Raw genomic sequence first — 21,431 nt, forward strand, 5'->3', positions numbered from 1 at the left:
GCCCCCGCCTAGTGCCCGTCCGCCTCCAGCAGCCCGGCGTCGTACGTCAGCAGGGCTATCTGCACCCGGTTGTTGAGGTCGAGCTTGGCGAGGATGCGGGAGACGTGGGTCTTGACCGTGGCGACGCTCATGTACAGCTCGGCGGCGATCGCCGCGTTGGAGCCGCCCCGGCCCACCGCGACGGCCACCTCGCGTTCGCGGTCGTTGAGCGCGGCGATCCGGTCGCGGGCGGTCGCCCTGCGCGTGTCGGGGGAGCCGCCCGCCGCGTGGAGCATCAACTGGCGCGTGACGGCGGGCGAGAGCACGGGATCACCACCCGCGACCCGCCGTACCGCGTCGAGGAGCTGCGCCGGCGGGGTGTCCTTGAGGACGAATCCGGCGGCACCCGCGCGCAGGGCCCGCAGCACCTGCTCATCGGCGTGGAAGGTGGTGAGGACCACGACCTGCGGGGCGTCCGCGCGGCCCCGGAGCAGCTCGGTGGCGGCGAGTCCGTCCAGCGTCGGCATGCGGATGTCCATGAGGACGACGTCCGGGCGGGTGCGGTCGACGAGTTGCTCCACCTCGCTGCCGTCGGCGGCCTCGCCGACGATCTCGATGTCGGCGGCGCCGCCCATCATGAGGGACAGGCCGGCCCTCACCAGGGGGTCGTCGTCGACGAGGAGCAGTCGGATCGCAGTCATGGGACCACCGTAGTGATGCGCTACGACAATCCCCACCGATCGACCGCGGCTGTCAACGGCTGTCAACAATTGTTGACATTAACAGTCGGCGTCGGCCAACGTCACAGTCAATCGCTGTGAGGCGTACCGATCGACGGAGGGTTTCAGTGCGTTATCGACTCTTAGGGCGGACCGGCCTCCGCGTCTCCGAGCTGTTCCTCGGCGCCATGACGTTCGGCGAACAGGGCGGGGTGGGTGCGCCGAGGCCGGAGTGCGCGCGCATCCTGGACGCGTACGCGGAGGCCGGCGGCAATGTGATCGACACCGCCATCAACTACCGGGGCGGGGAGAGCGAGACGATCGTCGGCGAGCTGCTCAAGGGGCAGCGCGACCGGTTCGTCCTCTCCACCAAGTACACCATCTCGCGCGACGGCGCCGACCCCAATGCCGCGGGCAACCACCGCAAGAACCTGACGCTTTCGCTGGAGACGAGCCTGCGCAGGCTGGGCACCGACTACATCGACGTCTACTGGGTGCACATCTGGGACCGGAACACCCCGATCGAGGAGACCGTACGGGCCCTCGACGACGCCGTGCGGTCCGGGAAGGTGCTGTACGTGGGCATATCGGATGTCCCGGCCTGGGTGGTGTCGCGGGCCAACACGCTCGCGGAATGGCGGGGGTGGACGCCGTTCTCGGCGCTCCAGGTCCCCTACAGCCTGCTCAACCGCGACATCGAGCGCGAACTGCTGCCGATGGCCGAGGCGTTCGGCATGTCGGTGGCGGCCTGGAGCCCGTTGCAGAACGGCATCCTGTCCGGCAAGTACACCCGCCCCGGCGGCCTGGAGCCGGGCACGGCGGCCCGGTTGCCGGCGGAGGCGATCGGTGACCGCGAGCGGGCCGAGGCCGAGGCCGTGCAGTCCGCGGCCGACGAACTCGGCGTCTCCTGCGCGCAGGTGGCCATCGCCTGGACGATGGCCCACTCCCCCGCCGTGCACCCGATCCTCGGCGCCCGTCGCGTGGAGCAGCTCGTGGAAAACCTGGGCGCGGCCGAACTGACCCTGCCGACGGAGGTGTTGGCCGCGCTCGAGAGTGCGACGGACTTCCGCGCGGGCTTCCCGGCGGACTTCATCGACGACACGTCGGCATGGGTGTACGGCACGGCGGGGCATCGGGTGGTGGGGCGCGCCGGGTGAGGCCCCCGGAGGGGCGGGCGCTCGGCCTCGGGCTCCCGCACGGCCGAACTCGGGCTCCCGCACGACGCCCCGGGCCGGGCTGTTCGGCCTCCCGCCGCCCCGCTACCGGGGATCCGGCCCCGGCCCCGGCCACGGCAGCCAAGCCCGCAGCCCGAACCCGCCGTCGCCCTCCGCACCGTGGTCGAGTCGGCCGCCCGCCAGGGTCGCGCGTTCCATGAGGCCGATCAGGCCCTGACCGGAGCCGGGGACATGGGGTACGTCGCCCGGCGGCGCGGGATTGCGCACGGAGACGGTGAGGCCGTCGCCCGGGGCGCCCGCCACGGTCACCGTGACCTCGGCGCCGGGCGCGTGCTTGCGCGCGTTCGTCAGGCCCTCCTGGACGATGCGGTACGCGGTGCGGCCGATGGAGGCGGGGACCGCGGCGGGGGCGGTCACCCGGTGGTCGAGGACGATCTTCATACCGGCCTCGCGGGACTCGGCGACCAGCCCGTCGAGGGCGGCGAGCGTCGGTTGCGGGCGGCCCGCGTCGTCGGCGTCGCCCGCCCGCAGCACGCCGATGATCTCCCGCAGGTCCTGCAACGCCTCGTGCGCGCTCTCCCGGATCACCCCGGCCGCCCGCGCGATCTCCTCCCGGGGCGCGTCGGGGCGGAACTCCAGCGCGCCGGCGTGCACGCTCAGCAGCGTCAGCCGGTGGGCGAGCACGTCGTGCATCTCGCGCGCGATGGCCTCCCTGGCCAGCCGCTGCGCCTGCTCGGCCCGCAGCTCCGCCTCCGTCTCGGCGCGCCGCGCCCGGTCCCGCAGACTCAGCACGAGCTGCCGCTTGGATCGTACGAACATCCCCCAGCCGACCACCGTCACGGTCAGCAGCCCGGCGACGGCCACGGCGGCGACATAGGGCAGATCGGGGTCCGGGCGCAGCCAGTAGACGCCCGGGAGCAGCGCGAGCTGGATGCCGCCGACCCACGCGACGTACCGGAAGGGCAGGTGCACGGCGAGGGTGAAGAGGGCGATCAGGCCCGCGCCGCCCGCGGTGTTCGAGATCAGCCCGACCGGCATCATCGCCACGGCGAGCCCGAGCGGCCGGCGGCGCCGCAGCCACACCGCCGCACAGGCCGACGCGCCGAGCCATTGGTCGGCGACGGCCAGGCCGTGCGGGATGTCGTGCTCCCGGGTCACCGCCTCCGCGGCGGCGATCCCGATGACCACGGCCAGCAGGACGCAGCCGAGGTCGACGATCCAGTCCCGCACGGTACGCCGCGGATGCCGGCCACGCTCCGCGCCGCCGGCGTCCAGCGCTGCGATCACGGCGGACGGCAGGAACCACCGCTGCCGGGGCAGCCCGTACGACAGCGGCACGGCCGGCTCCGGCAGCCCCGGCGGCCGCGGGCCGGACCGAGCCGGCACCATCCGCTCGAACACGGCCCGGTATGTCGACGCCCCCGGGGAAGGCGCCGGCTTGTCACTGCTCACGGTCGACAAATTTACGCAGGGACGGCCGCCGGCACCTCCCCGCCGACGCGACCGACGACCAAAGTCGTCCACTCGAAGACTTTCGGCGCGGCTGCCTGCGGGGAGGCCGCGGCTTCGGACGGACAGGCCTCGCCCCGCGGCCGGTGAGCGTGGGGGGTCCGCGGGGCGAGGGTCTTCCTGTGCAGGCCTCCGGCCTGGTCGCGCCGTTCCTCGAGAGCCGGACGTCGGCTCAGCACATCGGCTCAGCACGTCCACTCAGCACATCGGCTCAGCGCTCGACGTGTGACTCAGCAGTCGAAGTCGATCAGGTCGAACGTGACGTAGTGGTCCGAGGTGTAGTAGTCCTCCTGGGTCTGCTTGCCCGTGACGATGCGGCGGGCACCGCGCGTCGAGGAGCCGGGCGTCTTCACGGTGTACTCGTGGTAGTAGCCGCTGGACTGCGTGGGCAGGACGCCTTCCCGGTTCTGGAAGACGGCCCCGTCCTGCGAGTACGGGAAGGGGCCGTTCGACTCGATCAGATCGAGCGTGTCGTACGCCTGGGACGGCAGGTCGCTGTAGCAGATGCTGCCGACCGAGGCGGCCGTGGCATCCGCGGTCGTCGCGGAGACCGTGCCGCCCACGAGCAGGGCGGACAGGAGCGCGGCTGCGGCGCTGATACGAGTGATTCGTGGGGGGAATCTCATGGCTCTAGAATGACGCGCGTAGACCATGACATGTCAATGTCAAGGCAACTGATTTCTCCCGCCGAGTCCGTTGAATTTTCCGGGAGTTAACCTGCCGCCCGGCGCCCCCACGCGGTCCCCGCGAGGACGAGAACGCCCCCCATCAGCCCCAACGCGCCGAGACGTTCGCCGCCGAGGGTGATCCCCGCGGCGGCGGCCCACAGCGGCTCGGTGCCGAGCAGCAGGCTGACCCGGGACGGCGAGGTCCGGCGTACGGCCCACATCTGTACGCAGAACGCGAAGAGCGTGCAGAACGCCGCGAGGAAGAGCAGCCCGCCCCACTCCCGCGCCCCGAAGCCCGCGGCCGTGCCCCACACGGTCGCGTCGGTGCCGGTCGAGAGCACCGCGAACACGGCGACCGCGGCACCCAGTTGGACCGTGGTCAGGGGCAGCGCGTCGGCGCCCTGAACGGACTTGACGCGGGACATGGCGAGCACGTGGACGGTGCGGGCGAGGGCCGCGAGCAGCATCAGCAGATCGCCGAGCGAGGGGCGGGTGAACCCGCCGCCCTGGGTGAGCAGCACGACGCCGAGCACGGAGACCCCGGCCGCGGCGAGGAAGGCCCGCGGGGGCCGCGCCCGGGTCACGGCCGCCTCGGCGAGCGGCGTGAAGATCATGGTGAGGCTGATGATGAGGCCCGCGTTGGTCGCCGAGGTGTGGACGACGCCGTACGTCTCCAGGAGGAAGATCCCGCTCAGGATCAGCCCCAGCAGCGCCGCCCCGCGCCACTGCGCGGCGCTCAGCGCGCGCAGCGAACGCCGTCCGGCGATCACCAGCACGGGCAGGACGACGCCGAAGCGCAGCACCAGGACGGCGATCACCGTCCGCGCCGTGGTGATGTCCTTGGCCGCGAGATAGCTGGCTCCCCACACCACCGCGACGAGCAGCACGGGCAGGTCGGTGAGCCAGGCACGGCGGGGCGCGAGCGCGCCGGGTACGGCGATCGACGACATGGGAGCGGTCTCCAGCGGGCGGACGGGCGTGGAGACGTCGGCGGCTCTCACAGGGAACGATCACCGTACCGGCGAGGATGCGTGAGGGCTACACGGTTTCGGCGGACGCTTCGGCAGCGGACGCTTCAGTAGCTGCCGTACGTCGGACGGCCCGCCCGTTCGTACGTGTGGATCGCCACGCCCGCGCCCGTGGTGCTGCCAAAGACGTGCCGGAACGCGGTGGGGACGGCGCCCTCGGCGAACAGGCGGCGGCCGGCCCCCAGTACGACCGGGAAGGTCAGCAGGTGCACGGTGTCGATCAGATCGAGCGCGAGGAGGGACCGGGCGAGGGCACCGCTGCCGTGGACCTGGAGCTCGCGGGCGGTGCGCTCCTTGAGGGCGGCGACCTCCTTGGCGAGGTCGCCGCGGATCACGGTCGTACCGGACCAGGCGGGGTCCGTGAGGCTCGACGAGGCGACGTACTTCGGCAGGGAGTTGAGCTTGGCGGCGATCGGGTCGGCGGGGTCGGTGACCTTCGGCCAGTAGCCGGCGAAGATCTCGTACGTGCGCCTGCCGAGCAGGAAGGCGTCCACGCGGGCGAAGGCGTCGGTCACGAACCGTCCGAAGTCCTCGTCCCCGTACGGGACGCTCCAGCCGCCCTGCTCGAAGCCGTCGCTGCGGTCCTCCTCGGGTCCGCCGGGAGCTTGGTGGACACCGTCGAGGGTGACAAAAGCGGTGAGGGTGAGCTTGCCCATGACAGCTGCCTTCTTCCTTCGGTGGGGTCCCCGTCCTCAGGACAGACCCCACCGGCACCCGTGACTCATCGGTCCCCCGGAAACCGGCGAGGGGCGGGGACACGGCGCTGTGCGCGGTCAGCCGTTCGCGGGGCCTTCGGCGGTAGTGTGCCGATGGACGTTGCAGTGCCGCACGACGCCATCCACGGTGAGGGGCGATGATCGTTTCGGTGGTGTCGATGCCGGAGGGCGTCGTCGCTCGCACGGGGCTGACACAGGCCCGGGAGCATCTCGCGTCCTCCCGTTTCGTGATCGTGGACGTCGACCAGGAAGAAGAACCCCCGCTCGACGACGAGCCGCTCTCCCGTCGGCTCGGGCTGGATGACGCGGCCTGGAAGTGGCTCGGCAGACCGGACGAGCACGTCCGGGTCGAGTACCACGCGGGCACGGCCGCCGGCGTCGTGCCGGTGGTCTGCGGCAACCAGGTCATCCACATCCACGTCCTGGCCGGCGATCGGCACTTCATCACGATTCATCAGGGGCCCGTCGAACTGATCGACACCTTCATCGGCCAGTTGCCGCAGGACCGGCCCCCCGACGCGGTGACGACGCTGTTCCTGTTTCTGCAAGGGGTCCTGGAGACGTATCGCCGGGCCATCACGCAGGCCCATCTGGAGGTCGAGGACCTCGAGGAAGCGATGTTCGAGCAACGGCAGCCGGAGCAGGTCCGTCGGCTGGCCCAGCTGCGACAGCGCGCGGCCCACCTGCACCGCGCGTTCCTGCCCTACGCCGCGGTCGCGCAGGAGATCCTCGTACGTCGCAGGATGGCGGATCACGACCTCTCGGCGGAACGGCAGGCGATGAACCGCCTGCACGAGCACACCGTGCAGCTGGTGCTCGTGGAGATCGAGGCGCTGCGGGACGCGGCCCGGCGAGCCGCGAGCAGCTACGCGTCACTCATCGCCGATCAGCAGAACGTCGTGATCAACCGGCTCACCATCGTCTCGATGATCTTCTTGCCGCTGTCGTTCCTGACCGGATTCTTCGGCATGAACTTCGCCTTCCTGACCAACCGGCTCACGAGCGAGGACTCCTTCCTGGAGTTCGGCGTGGGTCTTCAGGTGGGTGCGGTGATCGTCGCCCTGTACTACGTGCTGTACCGCACCCACTGGCGTCAGCTGCGCGACAGCCGGGCCCGCGACGCCGCCGGCGACGACCAGCCCTGACTCCGCCCCGGCGGGGCGCCACGAGGCAGCACGGCCCTCAGCCGCCGAGCTCCTGGTACCTGGCCGTCAGGCGCGCCGCGCCCTCCTCCGTCAGGGAGCCGAACAGGCGCAGGCGGGAGATGCCTCCGTCCGGGAAGATGTCCACGCGCGCGTGGGTCCCGGCCACCGGCGCGGCCAGGGTGAAGCGGTGGTTGGTGTCGGGCTGCAGGCGGGTGCGCGGGAGGATCTCCGTCCACTCGCCGCTCTCACCGTCCTTCACCGACACCGCCGCCCACCCGGCGCTGTTGCCCTTCAGGTACGCCGTGTCGATCTCGATCGCGCGGATCTCGGACCGGGCGACCAGCTGGTAGCGGATCCAGTCGTTGCCGTGGTCGCGGCGGCGCCGCGTCTCCCAGCCGTCGTCCATCTGGCGGGAGCGGCCCGGCTGGATCGTGTTCGTGGCGGGTGAGTAGAAGAGGTTCGAGGCGTCCTCGACCCGGCCGCCGTTCTCGAGGGCCACGACGTCGAAGGTGCCCAGCGCCGCCAGCCACACGGGGTCCGGCACGGCCTCGCCGTACACCCGCAGACGGGCGATGCCGCCGTCGGGGTGCTGGTTGACCCGCAGATGCGTGAAGCGCTGCTCCACCGACACCTCGAAGCCGTTCGCCGCGTGGCCGCCGACCGCCGTGCGCGGGACGAGCGTCATCCACTTCACGTCGCCCGCGAGGAGTTCCTCCGGGGACGGGGACCCGGGTACCGAGGCGCCCTCGACCGACACCGCCTGCGGGTAGTTGCCCCGGAAGTGGGCCGTGTCGACGACGACGCCGCGTACGACGCCGGGCGCGCCGAGACGTACGAGCGCCCAGTCGTGGTCCTCGGCCGTCGGCCACGGGTGTGCGGCCGAGGCGCCGCGCCGGCGGCGGGTCTCCCAGCCGTCCATGATCTTGCCCTTGTGCCCGAAGTGTTCGGGGTCGAACTCGGCGCGTCCGGCCACGAGGAGGTTCTCGCGCTGGGCGAAGAACTCGTCGTTGGCGGCGATGACACCGGCGCCGAGCTGCCGGTCGGCGAGGTTGGCGTACTGGGTGAAGGGGAAGTCGGCGGTGCGGTAGTCCGCGTACGGGTCACCGCCTCCGTAGGGGTTCGCGTCGCCGGTGAAGCGGGCCGAAGGGGATGGATGCTGCGCCGTCACGGTGATCAGGTCTGCCTCTCGGGAGTCGGCCACTGCGGGTGCGGAGGAGGATTACGCGGGGGGGGCGGACTACGGTTCCCTGCTGAGGAGCCGGCCCTTCGGCTCCGTGAACTCGCCGTCAGCCATGATGCGTTCGCCGCGCAGCCAGGTGGACTTGACGACGCCGCTGAGGGTCTTGCCGGCGTAGGCGGTGACCCGGTTGCGGTGCTGAAGTGCCGCCGGGTCCACGGTGAAGGTCTCGTCGGGCGCCAGCACCGCGAAGTCGGCGTCGCGGCCCGCCTCGATGGCGCCCTTCTGGGCCAGGCCGACGAGCCGGGCCGTCCGTGCGGACATCCAGCGGACGACGTCCTCGAGGCTGTGGCCGCGCCGCCGGGCCTCGGTCCAGATCGCGGGCAGGCTGAGCTGGAGTCCGGAGATCCCGCCCCACGCCGTCGCGAAGTCATCGGTCTTCAGGTCGGCGGTGGAGGGCGAGTGGTCGGTGACCACGCAGTCGATCGTGCCGTCGGCCAGCGCCTGCCACAGCAGGTCCTGGTTGGCGGCCTCACGGATGGGCGGGCAGCACTTGAACTCGCTGGCCCCGTCCGGAACTTCCTCGGCCGTGAGCGTGAGGTAGTGGGGGCAGGTCTCCACCGTGACGCGTACGCCCTCGGCCTTGGCGCCGGCGATCAGCGGCAGCGCGTCGCTCGACGACAGGTGCAGCACGTGCACGCGCGCGTTGAGGCGCTTCGCCTGCGCGAGGAGGTTCGCGATAGCGGTGTCCTCGGCGTCGCGCGGGCGCGAGGCGAGGAAGTCGGTGTACCTGGGGCCGCCCCGCTGGGGGGCGGCGGCGAGGTGGTGCGGGTCCTCGGCGTGGACGATGAGCAGTCCGCCGAAGCCGGCGATCTCGGCCATCGACCGGGCCAGCCGCTCCTGGTCCAGCTCGGGGAACTCGTCGACGCCCGAGGGCGACAGGAACGCCTTGAAGCCGAAGACGCCCGCGTCGTGCAGCGGCCGCAGGTCCTTGACGTTGTCGGGCAGTGCGCCGCCCCAGAAACCGACGTCGATGTGCGCCTTGTCGGCGGCCACGTCCCTCTTGGTGCGCAGATTGCCGACCGTCGTGGTCGGCGGGAGGGAGTTGAGCGGCATGTCGACCAGGGTGGTGATGCCCCCGGCGGCCGCGGCGCGCGTCGCCGTCCAGAAGCCCTCCCAGTGGGTGCGCCCGGGGTCGTTGACGTGCACGTGGGTGTCGACCAGGCCGGGCAGCAGCACGTCGTCGCCGAGGTCCTCCAGGCGGGCGCCGGCCGGCACCTCGGCGTCGTGCGGCAGCACCGCCGTGATCTTCCCCGCGGCGACCGCGACCGCGGCGGGGCGCGTCCCCTCGGGAGTGATGACGCGCGTCGAGCGCAGCACCAGTTCGACGTCGGACACCCGGGCCCCTTCCATGCCGCTGTTTACTTCCGCGTAACGAAATTCAACGTTCTGTTGAAGGAGTCTTCACCCACGGCCCCCCACCGTCAAGAGTGAACCTCTCCACCCCACCCTCGACGCACCCAGCCTGGACGTTTCCACAAAGCGGAATTATAGTTTCGGTAGGCAGAATGTAACTACGCACAACCGGAGAGTCAACCGACCGACAGGTAGGCTTCAGCTCTTCCTGACCACCCGAAAGGAACGCGCCGTGCCGACGTCCAGCGCCAGCACCACCGACTCCGCCAAGTCGCCCGCCCCGAGCGGTGGTGTCCAGTCCCTCGAGCGCGCCTTCGACCTGCTCGAACGGATGGCGGACGCCGGTGGCGAAGTCGGCCTCAGCGAGCTGTCCGCGAGCAGCGGGCTGCCCCTGCCGACCATTCACCGCCTGATGCGCACCCTCGTGGCCTGCGGTTACGTACGCCAGCAGCCCAACCGCCGGTACGCCCTCGGCCCCCGCCTCATCCGGCTCGGCGAGTCCGCGTCCCGGCTGCTCGGCACCTGGGCCCGCCCCTATCTCGCACGCCTGGTCGAGGAGACCGGCGAGACGGCGAACATGGCGCTTCTCGACGGCGACGAGATCGTCTATGTCGCCCAGGTGCCGTCCAAGCACTCGATGCGCATGTTCACCGAGGTCGGCCGCCGGGTGCTCCCGCACTCCACCGGCGTGGGCAAGGCACTGCTCGCGAACACGCCGGCGAACGAGGTGCGCGCGCTGCTGGCCCGTACCGGGATGCCCGCCGCCACGGAGAAGACGATCACCACTCCTGACGGCTTCCTCGCCGCGCTCGAAGAGGTGCGCCGGCTCGGCTACGCGATCGACGACAACGAGCAGGAGATAGGAGTCCGGTGCCTCGCGGTGTCCGTACCGGACTCGCCGACCGCCGCGGCCATCTCCATCTCCGGCCCGGCGGGCCGGGTCACCGAGGAGGCGACGGAGAAGATCGTGCCGGTGCTTCAGCAGGTGGCGGCGGAGCTTTCGGAGGCGCTGGCGACTTCGGGGCCGACGGCCTGACCCGATCTCACGGCCCGGCCCCGGCCCGGGACCGACGGCGGGGCCGGGCCCTCACCAGCCCGGCTCTCGCACCGTCATGGAGCCCGGCCCTCCCATGGCACCGTCTTGGAGCCCGTCGCCACGCCGGGCATGAGGCACGCGCCGGGCATGAGGCACGCGCCGCGCCCGGCGAGCGGCGGCGGCGCGGGCCGGCCGGGGAGCCGATCACGCCGCGCGCCGAATCTCGTCGGTGCCGAGCACCGCGCGGCCGCCATGTGGAACCGTCCTGATCCCTCGGACGGACCTGAGCCCGCCCTCCGCGCAGGCGACGGGAAGGTGACGACAGGGCCTAGCCGCGCCTCGGTGGTTCCCCGAACAGCTCCACCGCGCCGCGTACGTCCGCGAGGCCCCGGGCCAGCGCGCTGACCGAGCCGATCGCGCCGGCGATCAGCAGCAGTGAGCGGCGTAACCGCGGGATCTCGGGGACTCCGCCGACGGCCATCGCCGCCAGTGCGGCCAGTTCGTCCTCGGCGATGCCCCGGTCGGGGAACTCGACGGGATGCGCGGCGAGTTCGCGGCGCAGCCGGGACACGGCGGTCCGCAGCCCTGCCACCCTCGGGTCCTCGTCGCTGCCGGTCACTGGCCTCTGCCCCAAGCTCCGCAACACAGCTCTCCCCCTCGCACGCCGTTGTGCGAATGTCCTTCGTACGTCGCTCAGTTCCCCGCGCCGACGATGGGCGCCGGGGAACCGGGTCAGTAAACGCCACCCGGTGTGGTGGGCGCCACTCCGAGGACCGAAATTCAGTCCATGGACATCACCCGGTCCGCGCGGGTTCGAGCGCACACCCGAGCCGGGTCGGGTATGCAGGGGGAATGACCGAGAACGAGGACCTGGTGGCGGGGCTCCTGCTGGCGGCCGGTGGCGGGCGTCGGCTCGGGGGCCGGCCCAAGGCGCTCCTGGAACACCGAGGGCGCCCCCTTGTCGAACATGTGGCCGGAGTGCTGCGGGCGGCCGGATCCACCCGCGTGTATGTCGTCCTGGGCGCCCAGGCCGCCGCCGTACGGGAGCGCGCGGTGCTGCCCGGCTGCATCCTCGTGGACAACCCGGACTGGGAGCTGGGCATGGGCACCTCCCTGCGGGCCGGGCTGGAGGCGATGCATGGAACGGGGGTACGCGCCGCGCTGGTGTCGCTCGTCGACCAGCCGGGGATCGGACCGGCGGCGGTGGCCCGGGTACGGGCGGCGTACACGTCCCCCTCGACCCTCGCCTCGGCCGCGTACGACGGAGTGCGCGGCCACCCCGTCCTGTTCGGCGCCGCCCACTGGGCGGCCGTCGCCGCGAGCGCGACCGGCGACCGGGGCGCCCGCGCCTACCTCAAGGCCCATGAGTCCGCGATCACCCTTGTCGAGTGCGGGGACGTGGCCGAGGCGTACGACATCGACACGGTCGCCGACCTCGTCCACCTGGAGTGAACGGGGTGGCACTGAGCGCCATCTTCTGTCGACTCTGAGAATCTCGACATCAACAAACCATTGAACTTCCACCATGAGGAAACTACTATCCACTGTTCAGAAGCGCCGGACCGCTCCCGAGGCGCCCCCAGCCGCATCCGCGGCCCCTGGCACCCGGTGCCGCGTCGACGCGCGCACGCGCGCGGTCCGTATCCGTAGCTCGCTGAAGGAAGTGACAGCTCATGTCCGCACCAGCGCCGTCCCCGCTGGCCCTCGTCGACGCCGAGCCCCTGCCCCGGCAGGAAGAGGTCCTCACCGACGCGGCCCTCGCCTTCGTGGCCGAGCTGCACCGGCTGTTCACGCCCCGGCGTGACGAGCTCCTCGCCCGTCGCGCGCAGCGCCGCGCCGAGATCGCCCGCACCTCCACGCTCGACTTCCTCCCGGAGACCGCCGCCGTCCGCGCGGACGAGTCCTGGAAGGTGGCCCCCGCGCCGGCCGCGCTGAACGACCGCCGCGTCGAGATCACCGGCCCCACCGACCGCAAGATGACCATCAACGCCCTCAACTCCGGCGCGAGGGTGTGGCTCGCGGACTTCGAGGACGCCTCCGCGCCCACCTGGGAGAACGTGGTCGTCGGGCAGCTCAACCTGACGGACGCGTACACGCGGAACATCGACTTCACGGACCCGAAGTCCGGCAAGTCGTACGCCCTCAAGGCGAATGAGGAGCTGGCGACCGTCGTCATGCGGCCGCGCGGCTGGCACCTGAACGAGCGTCATCTCGTCGACTCGCAGGGCAGGCCCGTCCCGGGCGCGCTCGTCGACTTCGGCCTGTACTTCTTCCACAACGCGCGGCGCCTGCTGGACCTCGGCAAGGGCCCGTACTTCTACCTCCCCAAGACGGAGTCGCACCTGGAGGCCCGCCTCTGGAACGACGTCTTCGTCTTCGCGCAGGACTACGTCGGCATCCCGCAGGGCACGGTCCGCGCCACCGTCCTGATCGAGACGATCACGGCCGCGTACGAGATGGAGGAGATCCTCTACGAACTCCGCGACCACGCCTCCGGGTTGAACGCGGGCCGCTGGGACTACCTGTTCTCCATCGTCAAGAACTTCCGTGACGGCGGCGCCAAGTTCGTCCTGCCGGACCGCAACGCGGTCACGATGACGGCCCCGTTCATGCGCGCCTACACCGAACTTTTGGTCCGCACCTGCCACAAGCGCGGCGCGCACGCGATCGGCGGCATGGCGGCGTTCATCCCGTCCCGGCGCGACGAAGAGGTCAACAAGGTCGCCTTCGAGAAGGTCAAGGCCGACAAGGACCGCGAGGCGGGCGACGGCTTCGACGGCTCCTGGGTCGCGCACCCCGACCTCGTCCCGATCGCGATGGCGTCCTTCGACGCGGTGCTCGGCGACAAGCCGAACCAGAAGGACCGCCTCCGCGAGGACGTGTCCGTGGCGCCCGGCGACCTGATCGCCATCGACTCCCTGGAGGCCAAGCCGACGTACAACGGGCTGGTCAACGCCGTGCAGGTCGGTATCCGCTACATCGAGGCCTGGCTGCGCGGCCTCGGCGCGGTCGCCATCTTCAACCTCATGGAGGACGCGGCCACGGCGGAGATCTCACGTTCGCAGATCTGGCAGTGGATCAACGCGGGCGTCGAGTTCGAGAACGGCGAGAAGGCCACTCCCGAGCTGGCCCGCAAGGTCGCCGCCGAGGAACTCGCGAACCTCCGCGCCGAACTCGGCGAGGAGGCCTTCGCGGCCGGGAACTGGCAGCAGGCCCACGACCTGCTGCTGAAGGTGGCGCTGGACGAGGACTACGCGGACTTCCTCACCCTGCCCGCGTACGAACAGCTCGCCGGCTGAGCGGTCACCTCTCCGAGTGGCCCAGGGACTTCTCCGGGGCCACTCGGTCGCGTACGAGCCGCTTCACGGCCGTCGGCTCCGGAAAGCCCTGCTCCCGCCGGTCCCATACCACCTCGTCGTCCACGCGGACGACGAAGACGCCCCCGGTGCCCGGCTTGAGCGCCAGCTCCGTCAGCTCGGTCTCGAACGTCGTGAGCAGTTCCTGGGCCAGCCAGGCCGCCCGGGGCAGCCAGCGGCACTGGGTGCAGTACTCGATCTGGACGCGATGAGTGTGCGGGGTGGTCATCCGAGGTGCACCGACCAATCCTGTTCAGCCGCCGGTTTGCCGTGCAGGTCCGGGACCCGTTTGAGCCAGTTGGGGCGGCCCGCCCGGGTCTTCGCCGCGCGATGGGCGTCCTCGGCGGTGAGTTGTTCTCGGGTGGGGAAGTCCGTGGGGAGCCAGGTCCCGGAGGCCCTGACGCGGGCGGCGAGGTAGCCGACGTAGGCGGCGCGTACGTCGTCGGGGGTGTCGAAGCCCGGTTCGTCGGCCAGCCAGGCGTCGGGCACCTCCGCCAGCACCTCACGCAGCAGCTCCTCCGTCACCCGGGGTGCCAGCTCGGCGTCCGCGGCACGGGTGTCGGGGGCGTAACCACCGAGCGCGTGCGAGCGGAAGTCGTACGCCTTCTCCGGGGACGAGGCGTCCCACCGGTGGTGGAAGACGAGGGCGGCGCCGTGGTCGATCAGCCACAGCCTCGGGGGCGCGATGCCGAACGTGGGCCAGATCATCAGGTTCGAGCTGTGCACCGTGCGGTCGACGTTCACCGTGAGGGCGTCCAGCCAGATCACCTTGCCGGCCTCCAGCGGGTCGACGTCGAAGGTCTTCGCGATCTCCGGGGTGAAGTCCTCGGCGCCCGGCAGGTAGTCCATGCCGAGATTGACTCCGGCGCTGGCGTGGAGGAGGTCCTGGACCTCCTGGTGCGGCTCGTGCTCGGCGACCGTCGGGTCGAAGTGGACGAGGACGAGCTCGGGAAAGCGCAGTCCGAGGCGGCGCGCCAGCTCGCCGACGATCACCTCGGCGACCAGCGCCTTGCGGCCCTGCGCCGAGGCGGTGAACTTCACGACGTAGGTCCCCAGGTCGTCGGCCTCGACGACTCCGGGGACGGAGCCGCCCGCCCGCAACGGGGTCACGTATCGAACGGCAGTCACTTCGCGCAGCACACCGGCCACTGTAAAACAGTCGCTCACCCGAGTGATCGGATTTATGCGCGGGCCAGGGGGTTGGGCAGCGGCAGATAGCGGGCGTCCGCACCGTCCGCGCCCGTCCACCGCAGGAGGAGGTTCGTCTTGCCGGGGAGCGTGGGTGAGGCCAGCAGTTCTCCGACTTCGGGGAGGTCGTGGCGCGCCAGTTCCCGTCGTACCGCCGGCCACGGGTCCGTTCCCGGCCGGCGTTCGGCGAGCAGGGCCGCGAGCTCGGCGAGGTGGTTGACGACCAGGCAGTACACGAGCCGCTCCCAGCCGGCCGCCCGGCTCACGTCGGGCAGCAGCTTCACCCCTTCCGCATCCCGGAAGAGCGCCTGGACGGGCATGCCGTCGGCGTCCACGGCGACCAGCGTGTTCTGGAGGTGCGCCTCGAGGACGACCCCGTGGCGGGCGAACGCGTCCAGCACCGGCGGCACCACCTGGCGCAGATACGCCGCCCACCAGGCCCTCGGATCGTCGAGCCGGTCGAGCGGGTTGCCGTCGAAGCCCTCCACCAGGGCGGCCGCGAGGAGCGGGGTGGTACCGGGCAGGAGATGGGGGGCGAGCCCGTCGCGGACGAGGACGGCCAGTTCCTCGAAGGCGAAGCCGGCGGTGCGGTAGCCGCGGTCGCTCAGCCACGCCGCGGGCCCGCGCGCCGCGGCGAAGGCGTTCGCCGCCGCCTCGTCCGTGCGGCGGAGTTTCAGCAGGTCGTGGCGCCACAGCCGGCGTACGTCGTTGGTGATGCGCACATCGAGGCTGAACTTCAGGAAGAGGTCCGCCTCGGGCGCGTACAGCGTGCGGACGGCGGCCGTCGGCCAGACGGCACACCCGGTCCGGCCGAGCCGTACGAGGCGGCCGTCCGCGAAGGCGTCGCGGATCTCCGGGCGGGCGCCGACCAGGTCCAGCTGCCAGGGATGGGCGGGCAGCAGCCGGTAGCCGGGCGGGGCCTCGGCGAGCGCGTCGAGCGCCGTGGTGTCGCCCTCCTCCACGACCGTGTCCGCGCGCACCCCCAGCAGGACCAGCGGGAAACGGGCGTACGCCTCGGGCGCGTAGGGCAGCCATCCGGTGACGGGGCCGCCGCCGCGGGCCTTGGGCGCCGGATGGTGGGGATGGCCGGTGATCAGGGACTGTTCGGAGCGCAGATACGGGTCGTCCGGCGGCGTCGCGCGGGCGCGCGCGCCGAGCAGCGCGGCCACCGCGTCCCGGCTGTCGACCATCTCGCCGGGCAGCTCGGAATTGGACAGACCGGTGCCCCGGCGCAGTTCCTCGGCGACGAGTTTCACCAGCTCGGCATGGGTCAGCCGGTGCCAGGCGCCGCCTGCGTACACCTCGGGGTCGCGGGGGCGGCGGTCCCCGCGTACGCGCAGCAGCCTGCCGCCGGAGCGCAGCCGGTACACGCCCTGATCGCCGGCGGGTTCCCCCATTTCCCGCAGCAGACAGTTCAGCAGCGGCGCGTCCGCATAGGCGTCGGCGGCCGGTCCGACGTCGTCCCCGGGGGACATCGGGATCATGGGGTCCACGCGATCCATTCGTTCCATACGGTCCATCCGGTGCACTGGCGATCAGTATGTCTGTCGTCGTGTGCCGCCGCGACGCCGTACCCGTCCCCCGAGGAGCCCGACCGTGCACCGTCCCGCCACCGCAGAGTCCGAGCTCGCCGCCGAGCTCGACGCCGTACGGCCCGGCCTGTCGGCGCCGTACGCGGCCGCGCTCCCGGGCGCCCGTGCGGCCGTCCTGACCCGGCTGTGGCGGGCGCTGGCCCATGAGCCGCTGCCGTGGATCGCGCACCGGGAGCCGGAGCCCGGCGGACTCACGCTGCGGCTGGCCGACGGACGCCGGCTGCACGGCCCGCCCTCGGACCCGTACGCGACCGCTCCGTACGTCACCGGCGTGCGGCTCGACGAGACGTCGTACGCGCATCCGGCCCGGCTGGTGTCGGCGCTCGGCGTCCCGCACGGCCCGGCCCTGGCCGCCGAACTCGACCACAGTGTCGCCTCGTTGGCCCTGTCGCGGGCCGGTCAGCCGCGGGTCGACCCGAAGTCGCCGACGACGAGCTGGGAGTGGGAACAGCGGGTGGTCGACGGGCATCCGTTCCACCCCAACTGCCGTTCCCGGCCCGGCTTTTCGGCCGCCGAGCAGCTCGCTTACGGGCCCGAGCACCGGCCGGTGGTGCGGCTGGGCCTCGTGGCCGTGGAGGAGTGTCTCGTCCGGGGCGAGTGGCCCAAGTGGCTGCGGGACGGGGAGCGCGTGCTGATTCCGGTCCACCCCTGGCAGACGGCACACGTGCTCGACGCACCGGTGGAGGACGGGCCGGCCGCCCACCCGCTGATGTCCTTGCGGACCCTCGCGCTCCGCGACGGCGGCCCGGACGTCAAGACCGCGCTCAGCGCCCGGCTGACATCGTCCGTGCGGGACATCTCCGTGTACTCGATCGAGACGTCCGCGACGGTGTCGGAGTTCGCCGAGGCCTTCGCCGCCCGCACGGACGGCCTGCTGCACATCACCCGCACCCTGGGCGCGGCCACGGCCGGCCGGCCCGAGCTGGCCGCGGTGGTACGCGAGTCCCCGGACACGTACGCCGACGCGGAGGCGGCGGAACGTGTCGTTCCGGTGGCCTCGCTCACCGGTACCGGGCTGCCCGGCTCTCCCGCGTGGCTCGCCGAGTTCACCCGGCTCACGCTCACCGTGGGTCTGCGGCTGCTCGACCTGGGCGTGGCCCTGGAGGCGCACGGCCAGAACCTCCTGGTGGTCCTGTCCGCCACGGGTGCCCCGCTGCGCCTCGTGTACCGCGACCTCGCCGACATCCGCGTCAGCCCGGCCCGGCTGGCCCGGCACGGTGTCCCGCTCCCGGATCTCGGCGGGCGTCTCGTCACGGACGACGAAACCACCCTGCGCCGCAAACTGTTCGGCTCCCTCGTCGCGGGCGCGCTGGCGGCGACGGCGGGGTCGGGGCCGGCGCTGCGGGAGGCGCTCGCCGCCGCGGCGCGGGATCTGCCGCGCACCCCCGATCTGACGGCGCTGCTCGAAGAGCCGCTGCCGGCCAAGGCGTTGACGCTGATGCGGCTGTCGCCCGACCGGCCGGGGGACAGCTGGGCACAGCTGCCCAACCCGCTCGTCACGCGCGCGTTCTGAGACCGGAGCCCGCTCGTTTTGAAGCCCGGACCCTTTGATCAATAGGATCCGCCGATGATCACAAGACAACGGCTGGCGGTGGGGCTCTGCGCTCTGCTCGCCGCCCTGACGGCCGGGTTCGCCTTCCCGGCCGGCGCCGTCGCCGACGAGACGACAGCCGACGCGCCCAAGGTGGACCTCGTCCTCGACGTCAGCGGTTCCATGCGGGCCCGGGACATCGACGGCGGATCCCGGATGGCCGCGGCGAAGCAGGCGTTCAACGAAGTGCTGGACGCGACGCCCGAGGAGGTGCGGCTCGGCATTCGCACGCTGGGCGCCAACTACCCGGGCGACGACCGCAAGACGGGCTGCAAGGACACCGCGCAGCTGTACCCGGTCTCGACGCTGGACCGGACCGAGGCCAAGACGGCGGTGGCGACGCTCTCGCCGACCGGCTGGACACCGATCGGCCCGGCCCTGCTCAAGGCGGCCGACGACCTCGACGGCGGCACCGGCTCGCACCGCATCGTCCTCATCACCGACGGCGAGGACACCTGCGCCCCCCTCGACCCGTGCGAGGTGGCCCGGGAGATCGCGGCCAAGGGCGTCGGGCTCACCATCGACACCCTCGGTCTGGTGCCGAACAGCAAGCTGAGCAAGCAGCTCAGCTGCATCGCCGAGGCGACCGGCGGCACGTACACCTCGGTGGAGCACAAGGAGGACCTCACCGACAAGGTCAACCAGCTGGTGGACCGCGCCGCCGACAAGGTGGTGACGCCGGTCGCCGTGGACGGCGCCGCCGACTGCGCGAAGGCGCCGACGCTGAAGTCCGGGCTCTTCACGGACCGTGCGGAGTTCGCCCAGCACCGCTGGTACCGCGTGGACGTGAAGCCGGGGCAGGAGCTGCGCGCCTCGGTGAGCCTCTCCGCCGACCGTCAGGTGAACCCGGACTACGGGGTGTTGCTGCGGGCGGTGACCGTGCACAACCGTGAGATCGTCCGCGGTGAGGCCGCGGGCACGGGCCGTACGGACGTCGTGTCGACGGGTCTGCGCTATCCGAAGGCCGAGAGCGACGACGAGGACGCCACCGCCGAGACGGTGTGTCTCCAGGTCTCCCACTCCTTCTCGCCGGCCGCCGGCGTGAAGACCACGCCCGGACTGCCGCTGGAGCTGACCGTCGACGTGGTGGACGGACCCGACCAGGCGGGCGACGTGGCCTCGTTCGGCCTCGGGCGCGGCTGGTGGCTGCTCGGCGCCCTGGTGCTGACCGGCTTCCTCGCGGGTCTGCTGTGGGGCTGGCTGTCGCGCTGGCGGTTCGCGGTCTGGAGGACCAACTGATGCGTATCTCACGTGTACTGAAGTCAGGTGTCCGGAACTCGGGTGTCCTGGTCGCGGCGGGTCTGCTGCTCGGCGCCGCCGTGGCACCGGCCGTCGCCGACTCCTCGCCGTCCGCGAGCCCCTCCGGGGACAGTGCCGCGCCCACCTCGGCGGGCACCTCGTTCCGTACCGCGACCGAGATCGCGCAGGGGCAGCGGGCCACGGCCGGCGGCTCCGCGGGCGACTACCTGTACTGGTCGTTCCCCGCGGACACCGGTCTGCGGCCCACCGTGAAGGCGACGGTGAAGTTCCCGCAGTCCGCCGAGCGCGGCGCGAGCCAGACCTGGCAGCTCGACGTCTACGACGGGCTGCGGCGCCGCCAGGCGTGCCAGTACGGGGCGCAGACGCGGACGGCCGCCCAGGACGCGACCTCCGTCGACCTGTCCTGCACGCTGCGCACGGTCCGCGCGTGGTCGGAGCCGTGGGCCGATGATCCGCTGCCGGGCACGTACTACGTCCGGCTGACCCTGGTCGACGTGGCGACGGGCGACCTGGGGCTGCCGGTGAGCGCGGAGGTCCAGGTGGACTCCAAGGACATCGGCGGTTCGGCGGCGGTCGACGGGTCGCTGTCCCAGCCGCTGGTGCCGGGGATCGCGACGGCCTCCGACACGTCGGACGAGGGATCGGACTCGGCCAAGGCCTCGCTGTTCTCACTGGAGCCCGACGACGGCTGGGCCTCCGGCTGGTGGACCGACCGCTGGGTGTGGACGGCGATCGGCGGCATCCTCGCGGCGCTCGCCGGAATCGGCGGGTACGCGCTGACGAAGGGCTCGGGCCGGCCCAGGCAGGTACCACCGGGCGCGTGACGGACGCGCGCGACAAGGCGGAGGCCCGCCGTGCCCCATGGCACGGCGGGCCTCCTTGTGCGTGCGGGTGCGGGGCGGGTGACCCGTGCGGGGGCGGGCGACCGTGCGGGGGTGGGTGCGCGTGCGGGGGTGGGTGCGGGTGGCCCGTGCGGGGGTGGGTGCGGGTGCGCGGGGCCGCAAGGGCGGGTGCACGGGGGCCGTACGGGGGCCGCGCGGACGGCGACCCGCACCAGACGGACGGGAGACGGCCCGTGGGAACAGGCGGACGGACGGCCGCGCGGGACGAACGGGCGACGGCGGCCCGCGCAGGACAGGCAGCCGACGGCCCCCACCAGACGGACGGGCGACCGCCCGCGCGAGACCGACGGGCGGTGTCAGTCGCCGCGCAGCAGCTTGGCGAGCGCGCTCTCGCCCGTGATCTCGGCGCGGCCCTCCCGTACGGCCTGATGGAGCGTCAAAGTCTCACGGCTCAGGGCCATACAGGTGTCCGCGTCGATGACCAGACGCGCGTCGGGCTCCTCGGGGGCCGGTCCCTCGCCGTACGCCGGGCCCTCCGCCGCACCCAGGTGCAGATGGAACCGCCCTTCCTCCAGGCGGATTTCGAGCAGGCCGACGGCAAGGCCGTCCCCCTCCAGCGAGCGCAGCAACGGCAGCGCGAACCAGTGCGCGCGCACCGCGTCCGTGGCCCGGCGCTCCGCCAGCGCGGGCGCACCCCAGCTGCCCAGCGCCTGGAGAACGGGCAGCAACTCACGCCCGCGCCCGGTGAGTTCGTACACGTACACCGCACCCGGCGGCGGCAACCGGCGCCGGGTCGTCAGCCCGTCGCGCTCCATGTCCTTCAGCCGGGACGCCAGTACGTCGGTACTCACACCCGGCAGGTCCGCGTGCAGATCGGTGTAGCGGCGCGGGCCGCCGAGCAGCTCGCGGACGATCAGGAGGGTCCAGCGGTCACCGACGGCGTCGAGGGCTCGGGCCGCGGAACAGTACTGGTCGTAGCTTCGGCGAGGTGGCATGCGACGCAGTCTAGACATGTTGTTGGACTTTCCAAGCTC

At 72.2% G+C, this 21,431-nt stretch carries 20 protein-coding genes; 8 read left to right on the forward strand and 12 right to left on the reverse strand.

Annotated features, from left to right (window positions below):
* Positions 1-8: 8 nt before the first annotated feature.
* Positions 9-680: a response regulator gene (locus SAVERM_RS10470; RefSeq protein ID WP_010983428.1), complete on the reverse strand. Its 672-nt coding sequence runs from the start codon at positions 678-680 to the stop codon at positions 9-11.
* Between the two features lie 146 nt (positions 681-826).
* Here SAVERM_RS10470 and SAVERM_RS10475 point away from each other — a divergent pair, with 146 nt between their 5' ends.
* Positions 827-1,855: an aldo/keto reductase gene (locus SAVERM_RS10475; protein ID WP_010983429.1), complete on the forward strand. Its 1,029-nt coding sequence runs from the start codon at positions 827-829 to the stop codon at positions 1,853-1,855.
* A gap of 102 nt (positions 1,856-1,957) precedes the next feature.
* Here the strand turns inward: SAVERM_RS10475 and SAVERM_RS10480 are convergent, their stop codons facing one another.
* The 4 genes from SAVERM_RS10480 to SAVERM_RS10495 form a co-directional block, all read right to left on the reverse strand.
* Entirely contained in the window at positions 1,958-3,262 is a 1,305-nt protein-coding gene (locus SAVERM_RS10480; protein WP_107083189.1) for a sensor histidine kinase, read from the reverse strand.
* 350 nt (positions 3,263-3,612) lie between these two features.
* Positions 3,613-4,008: a ribonuclease gene (locus SAVERM_RS10485; RefSeq protein ID WP_010983431.1), complete on the reverse strand. Its 396-nt coding sequence runs from the start codon at positions 4,006-4,008 to the stop codon at positions 3,613-3,615.
* Positions 4,009-4,094: 86 nt separating this feature from the next.
* Entirely contained in the window at positions 4,095-5,000 is a 906-nt protein-coding gene (locus SAVERM_RS10490) for a DMT family transporter (RefSeq protein ID WP_010983432.1), read from the reverse strand.
* 125 nt (positions 5,001-5,125) lie between these two features.
* Complete coding sequence (locus SAVERM_RS10495) at positions 5,126-5,734, reverse strand: dihydrofolate reductase family protein (protein WP_010983433.1); 609 nt, start codon at positions 5,732-5,734, stop codon at positions 5,126-5,128.
* 197 nt (positions 5,735-5,931) lie between these two features.
* Between SAVERM_RS10495 and SAVERM_RS10500 the strand changes: the two genes are divergently transcribed.
* Entirely contained in the window at positions 5,932-6,939 is a 1,008-nt protein-coding gene (locus SAVERM_RS10500) for a magnesium transporter CorA family protein (protein ID WP_010983434.1), read from the forward strand.
* Positions 6,940-6,976: 37 nt separating this feature from the next.
* On the opposite strand, the gene alc is transcribed toward SAVERM_RS10500, so the two are convergent.
* Both alc and allB read right to left on the reverse strand, forming a co-directional pair.
* A complete protein-coding gene (alc, locus tag SAVERM_RS10505; RefSeq protein WP_010983435.1) occupies positions 6,977-8,107 on the reverse strand; it encodes an allantoicase in 1,131 nt (376 codons plus the stop codon).
* Between the two features lie 69 nt (positions 8,108-8,176).
* Positions 8,177-9,514, reverse strand: a complete 1,338-nt coding sequence (allB, locus tag SAVERM_RS10510) for an allantoinase AllB (protein ID WP_010983436.1) — start codon at positions 9,512-9,514, stop codon at positions 8,177-8,179.
* Positions 9,515-9,764: 250 nt separating this feature from the next.
* Here allB and SAVERM_RS10515 point away from each other — a divergent pair, with 250 nt between their 5' ends.
* Positions 9,765-10,568: an IclR family transcriptional regulator gene (locus SAVERM_RS10515; protein WP_010983437.1), complete on the forward strand. Its 804-nt coding sequence runs from the start codon at positions 9,765-9,767 to the stop codon at positions 10,566-10,568.
* 328 nt (positions 10,569-10,896) lie between these two features.
* Here the strand turns inward: SAVERM_RS10515 and SAVERM_RS10520 are convergent, their stop codons facing one another.
* Positions 10,897-11,187: a DUF5955 family protein gene (locus tag SAVERM_RS10520; protein ID WP_248844750.1), complete on the reverse strand. Its 291-nt coding sequence runs from the start codon at positions 11,185-11,187 to the stop codon at positions 10,897-10,899.
* Between the two features lie 233 nt (positions 11,188-11,420).
* Here SAVERM_RS10520 and SAVERM_RS10525 point away from each other — a divergent pair, with 233 nt between their 5' ends.
* Positions 11,421-12,020 carry a nucleotidyltransferase family protein gene (locus tag SAVERM_RS10525; protein WP_010983439.1) on the forward strand — a complete coding sequence of 200 codons (600 nt, stop codon included), beginning with the start codon at positions 11,421-11,423 and terminating at the stop codon, positions 12,018-12,020.
* 221 nt (positions 12,021-12,241) lie between these two features.
* Positions 12,242-13,867, forward strand: coding sequence for a malate synthase A (gene aceB, locus SAVERM_RS10530; protein WP_010983440.1), 1,626 nt, complete (start codon positions 12,242-12,244; stop codon positions 13,865-13,867).
* Between the two features lie 4 nt (positions 13,868-13,871).
* On the opposite strand, the gene SAVERM_RS10535 is transcribed toward aceB, so the two are convergent.
* The 3 genes from SAVERM_RS10535 to SAVERM_RS10545 are packed head-to-tail and all read right to left on the reverse strand — an operon-like array spanning position 13,872 to position 16,614.
* Positions 13,872-14,153, reverse strand: coding sequence for an Rdx family protein (locus tag SAVERM_RS10535; RefSeq protein WP_037647298.1), 282 nt, complete (start codon positions 14,151-14,153; stop codon positions 13,872-13,874).
* The gene (locus tag SAVERM_RS10540; protein WP_010983442.1) at positions 14,150-15,064 is read right to left on the reverse strand and encodes a HipA family kinase; all 915 of its coding nucleotides are present in this window, start codon (positions 15,062-15,064) and stop codon (positions 14,150-14,152) included. The genes SAVERM_RS10535 and SAVERM_RS10540 overlap by 4 nt, the downstream gene beginning before the upstream one ends.
* A gap of 41 nt (positions 15,065-15,105) precedes the next feature.
* On the reverse strand, positions 15,106-16,614 hold the full coding sequence (locus SAVERM_RS10545; RefSeq protein ID WP_037647295.1) for an IucA/IucC family protein: 1,509 nt from the start codon (positions 16,612-16,614) through the stop codon (positions 15,106-15,108).
* Between the two features lie 94 nt (positions 16,615-16,708).
* On the opposite strand from SAVERM_RS10545, the gene SAVERM_RS10550 reads away from it, so the two are divergent.
* Genes SAVERM_RS10550 through SAVERM_RS10560 form a run of 3 tightly spaced genes read left to right on the forward strand, consistent with a single transcriptional unit; the run spans position 16,709 to position 20,379 of the window.
* A complete protein-coding gene (locus SAVERM_RS10550; RefSeq protein WP_010983444.1) occupies positions 16,709-18,217 on the forward strand; it encodes an IucA/IucC family protein in 1,509 nt (502 codons plus the stop codon).
* A gap of 54 nt (positions 18,218-18,271) precedes the next feature.
* Positions 18,272-19,534: a VWA domain-containing protein gene (locus SAVERM_RS10555; RefSeq protein WP_010983445.1), complete on the forward strand. Its 1,263-nt coding sequence runs from the start codon at positions 18,272-18,274 to the stop codon at positions 19,532-19,534.
* Entirely contained in the window at positions 19,534-20,379 is an 846-nt protein-coding gene (locus SAVERM_RS10560) for a hypothetical protein (RefSeq protein WP_010983446.1), read from the forward strand. The genes SAVERM_RS10555 and SAVERM_RS10560 overlap by 1 nt, the downstream gene beginning before the upstream one ends.
* A gap of 374 nt (positions 20,380-20,753) precedes the next feature.
* Here SAVERM_RS10560 and SAVERM_RS10565 read toward each other — a convergent pair whose 3' ends face one another.
* Positions 20,754-21,392 (reverse strand): winged helix-turn-helix transcriptional regulator, encoded by a 639-nt coding sequence (locus tag SAVERM_RS10565; RefSeq protein ID WP_037647292.1) that lies wholly within the window; start codon positions 21,390-21,392, stop codon positions 20,754-20,756.
* Between the last annotated feature and the right edge of the window lie 39 nt (positions 21,393-21,431).

Origin of the sequence: Streptomyces avermitilis MA-4680 = NBRC 14893 (assembly GCF_000009765.2) — a bacterium.
Lineage (GTDB): Bacteria > Actinomycetota > Actinomycetes > Streptomycetales > Streptomycetaceae > Streptomyces > Streptomyces avermitilis.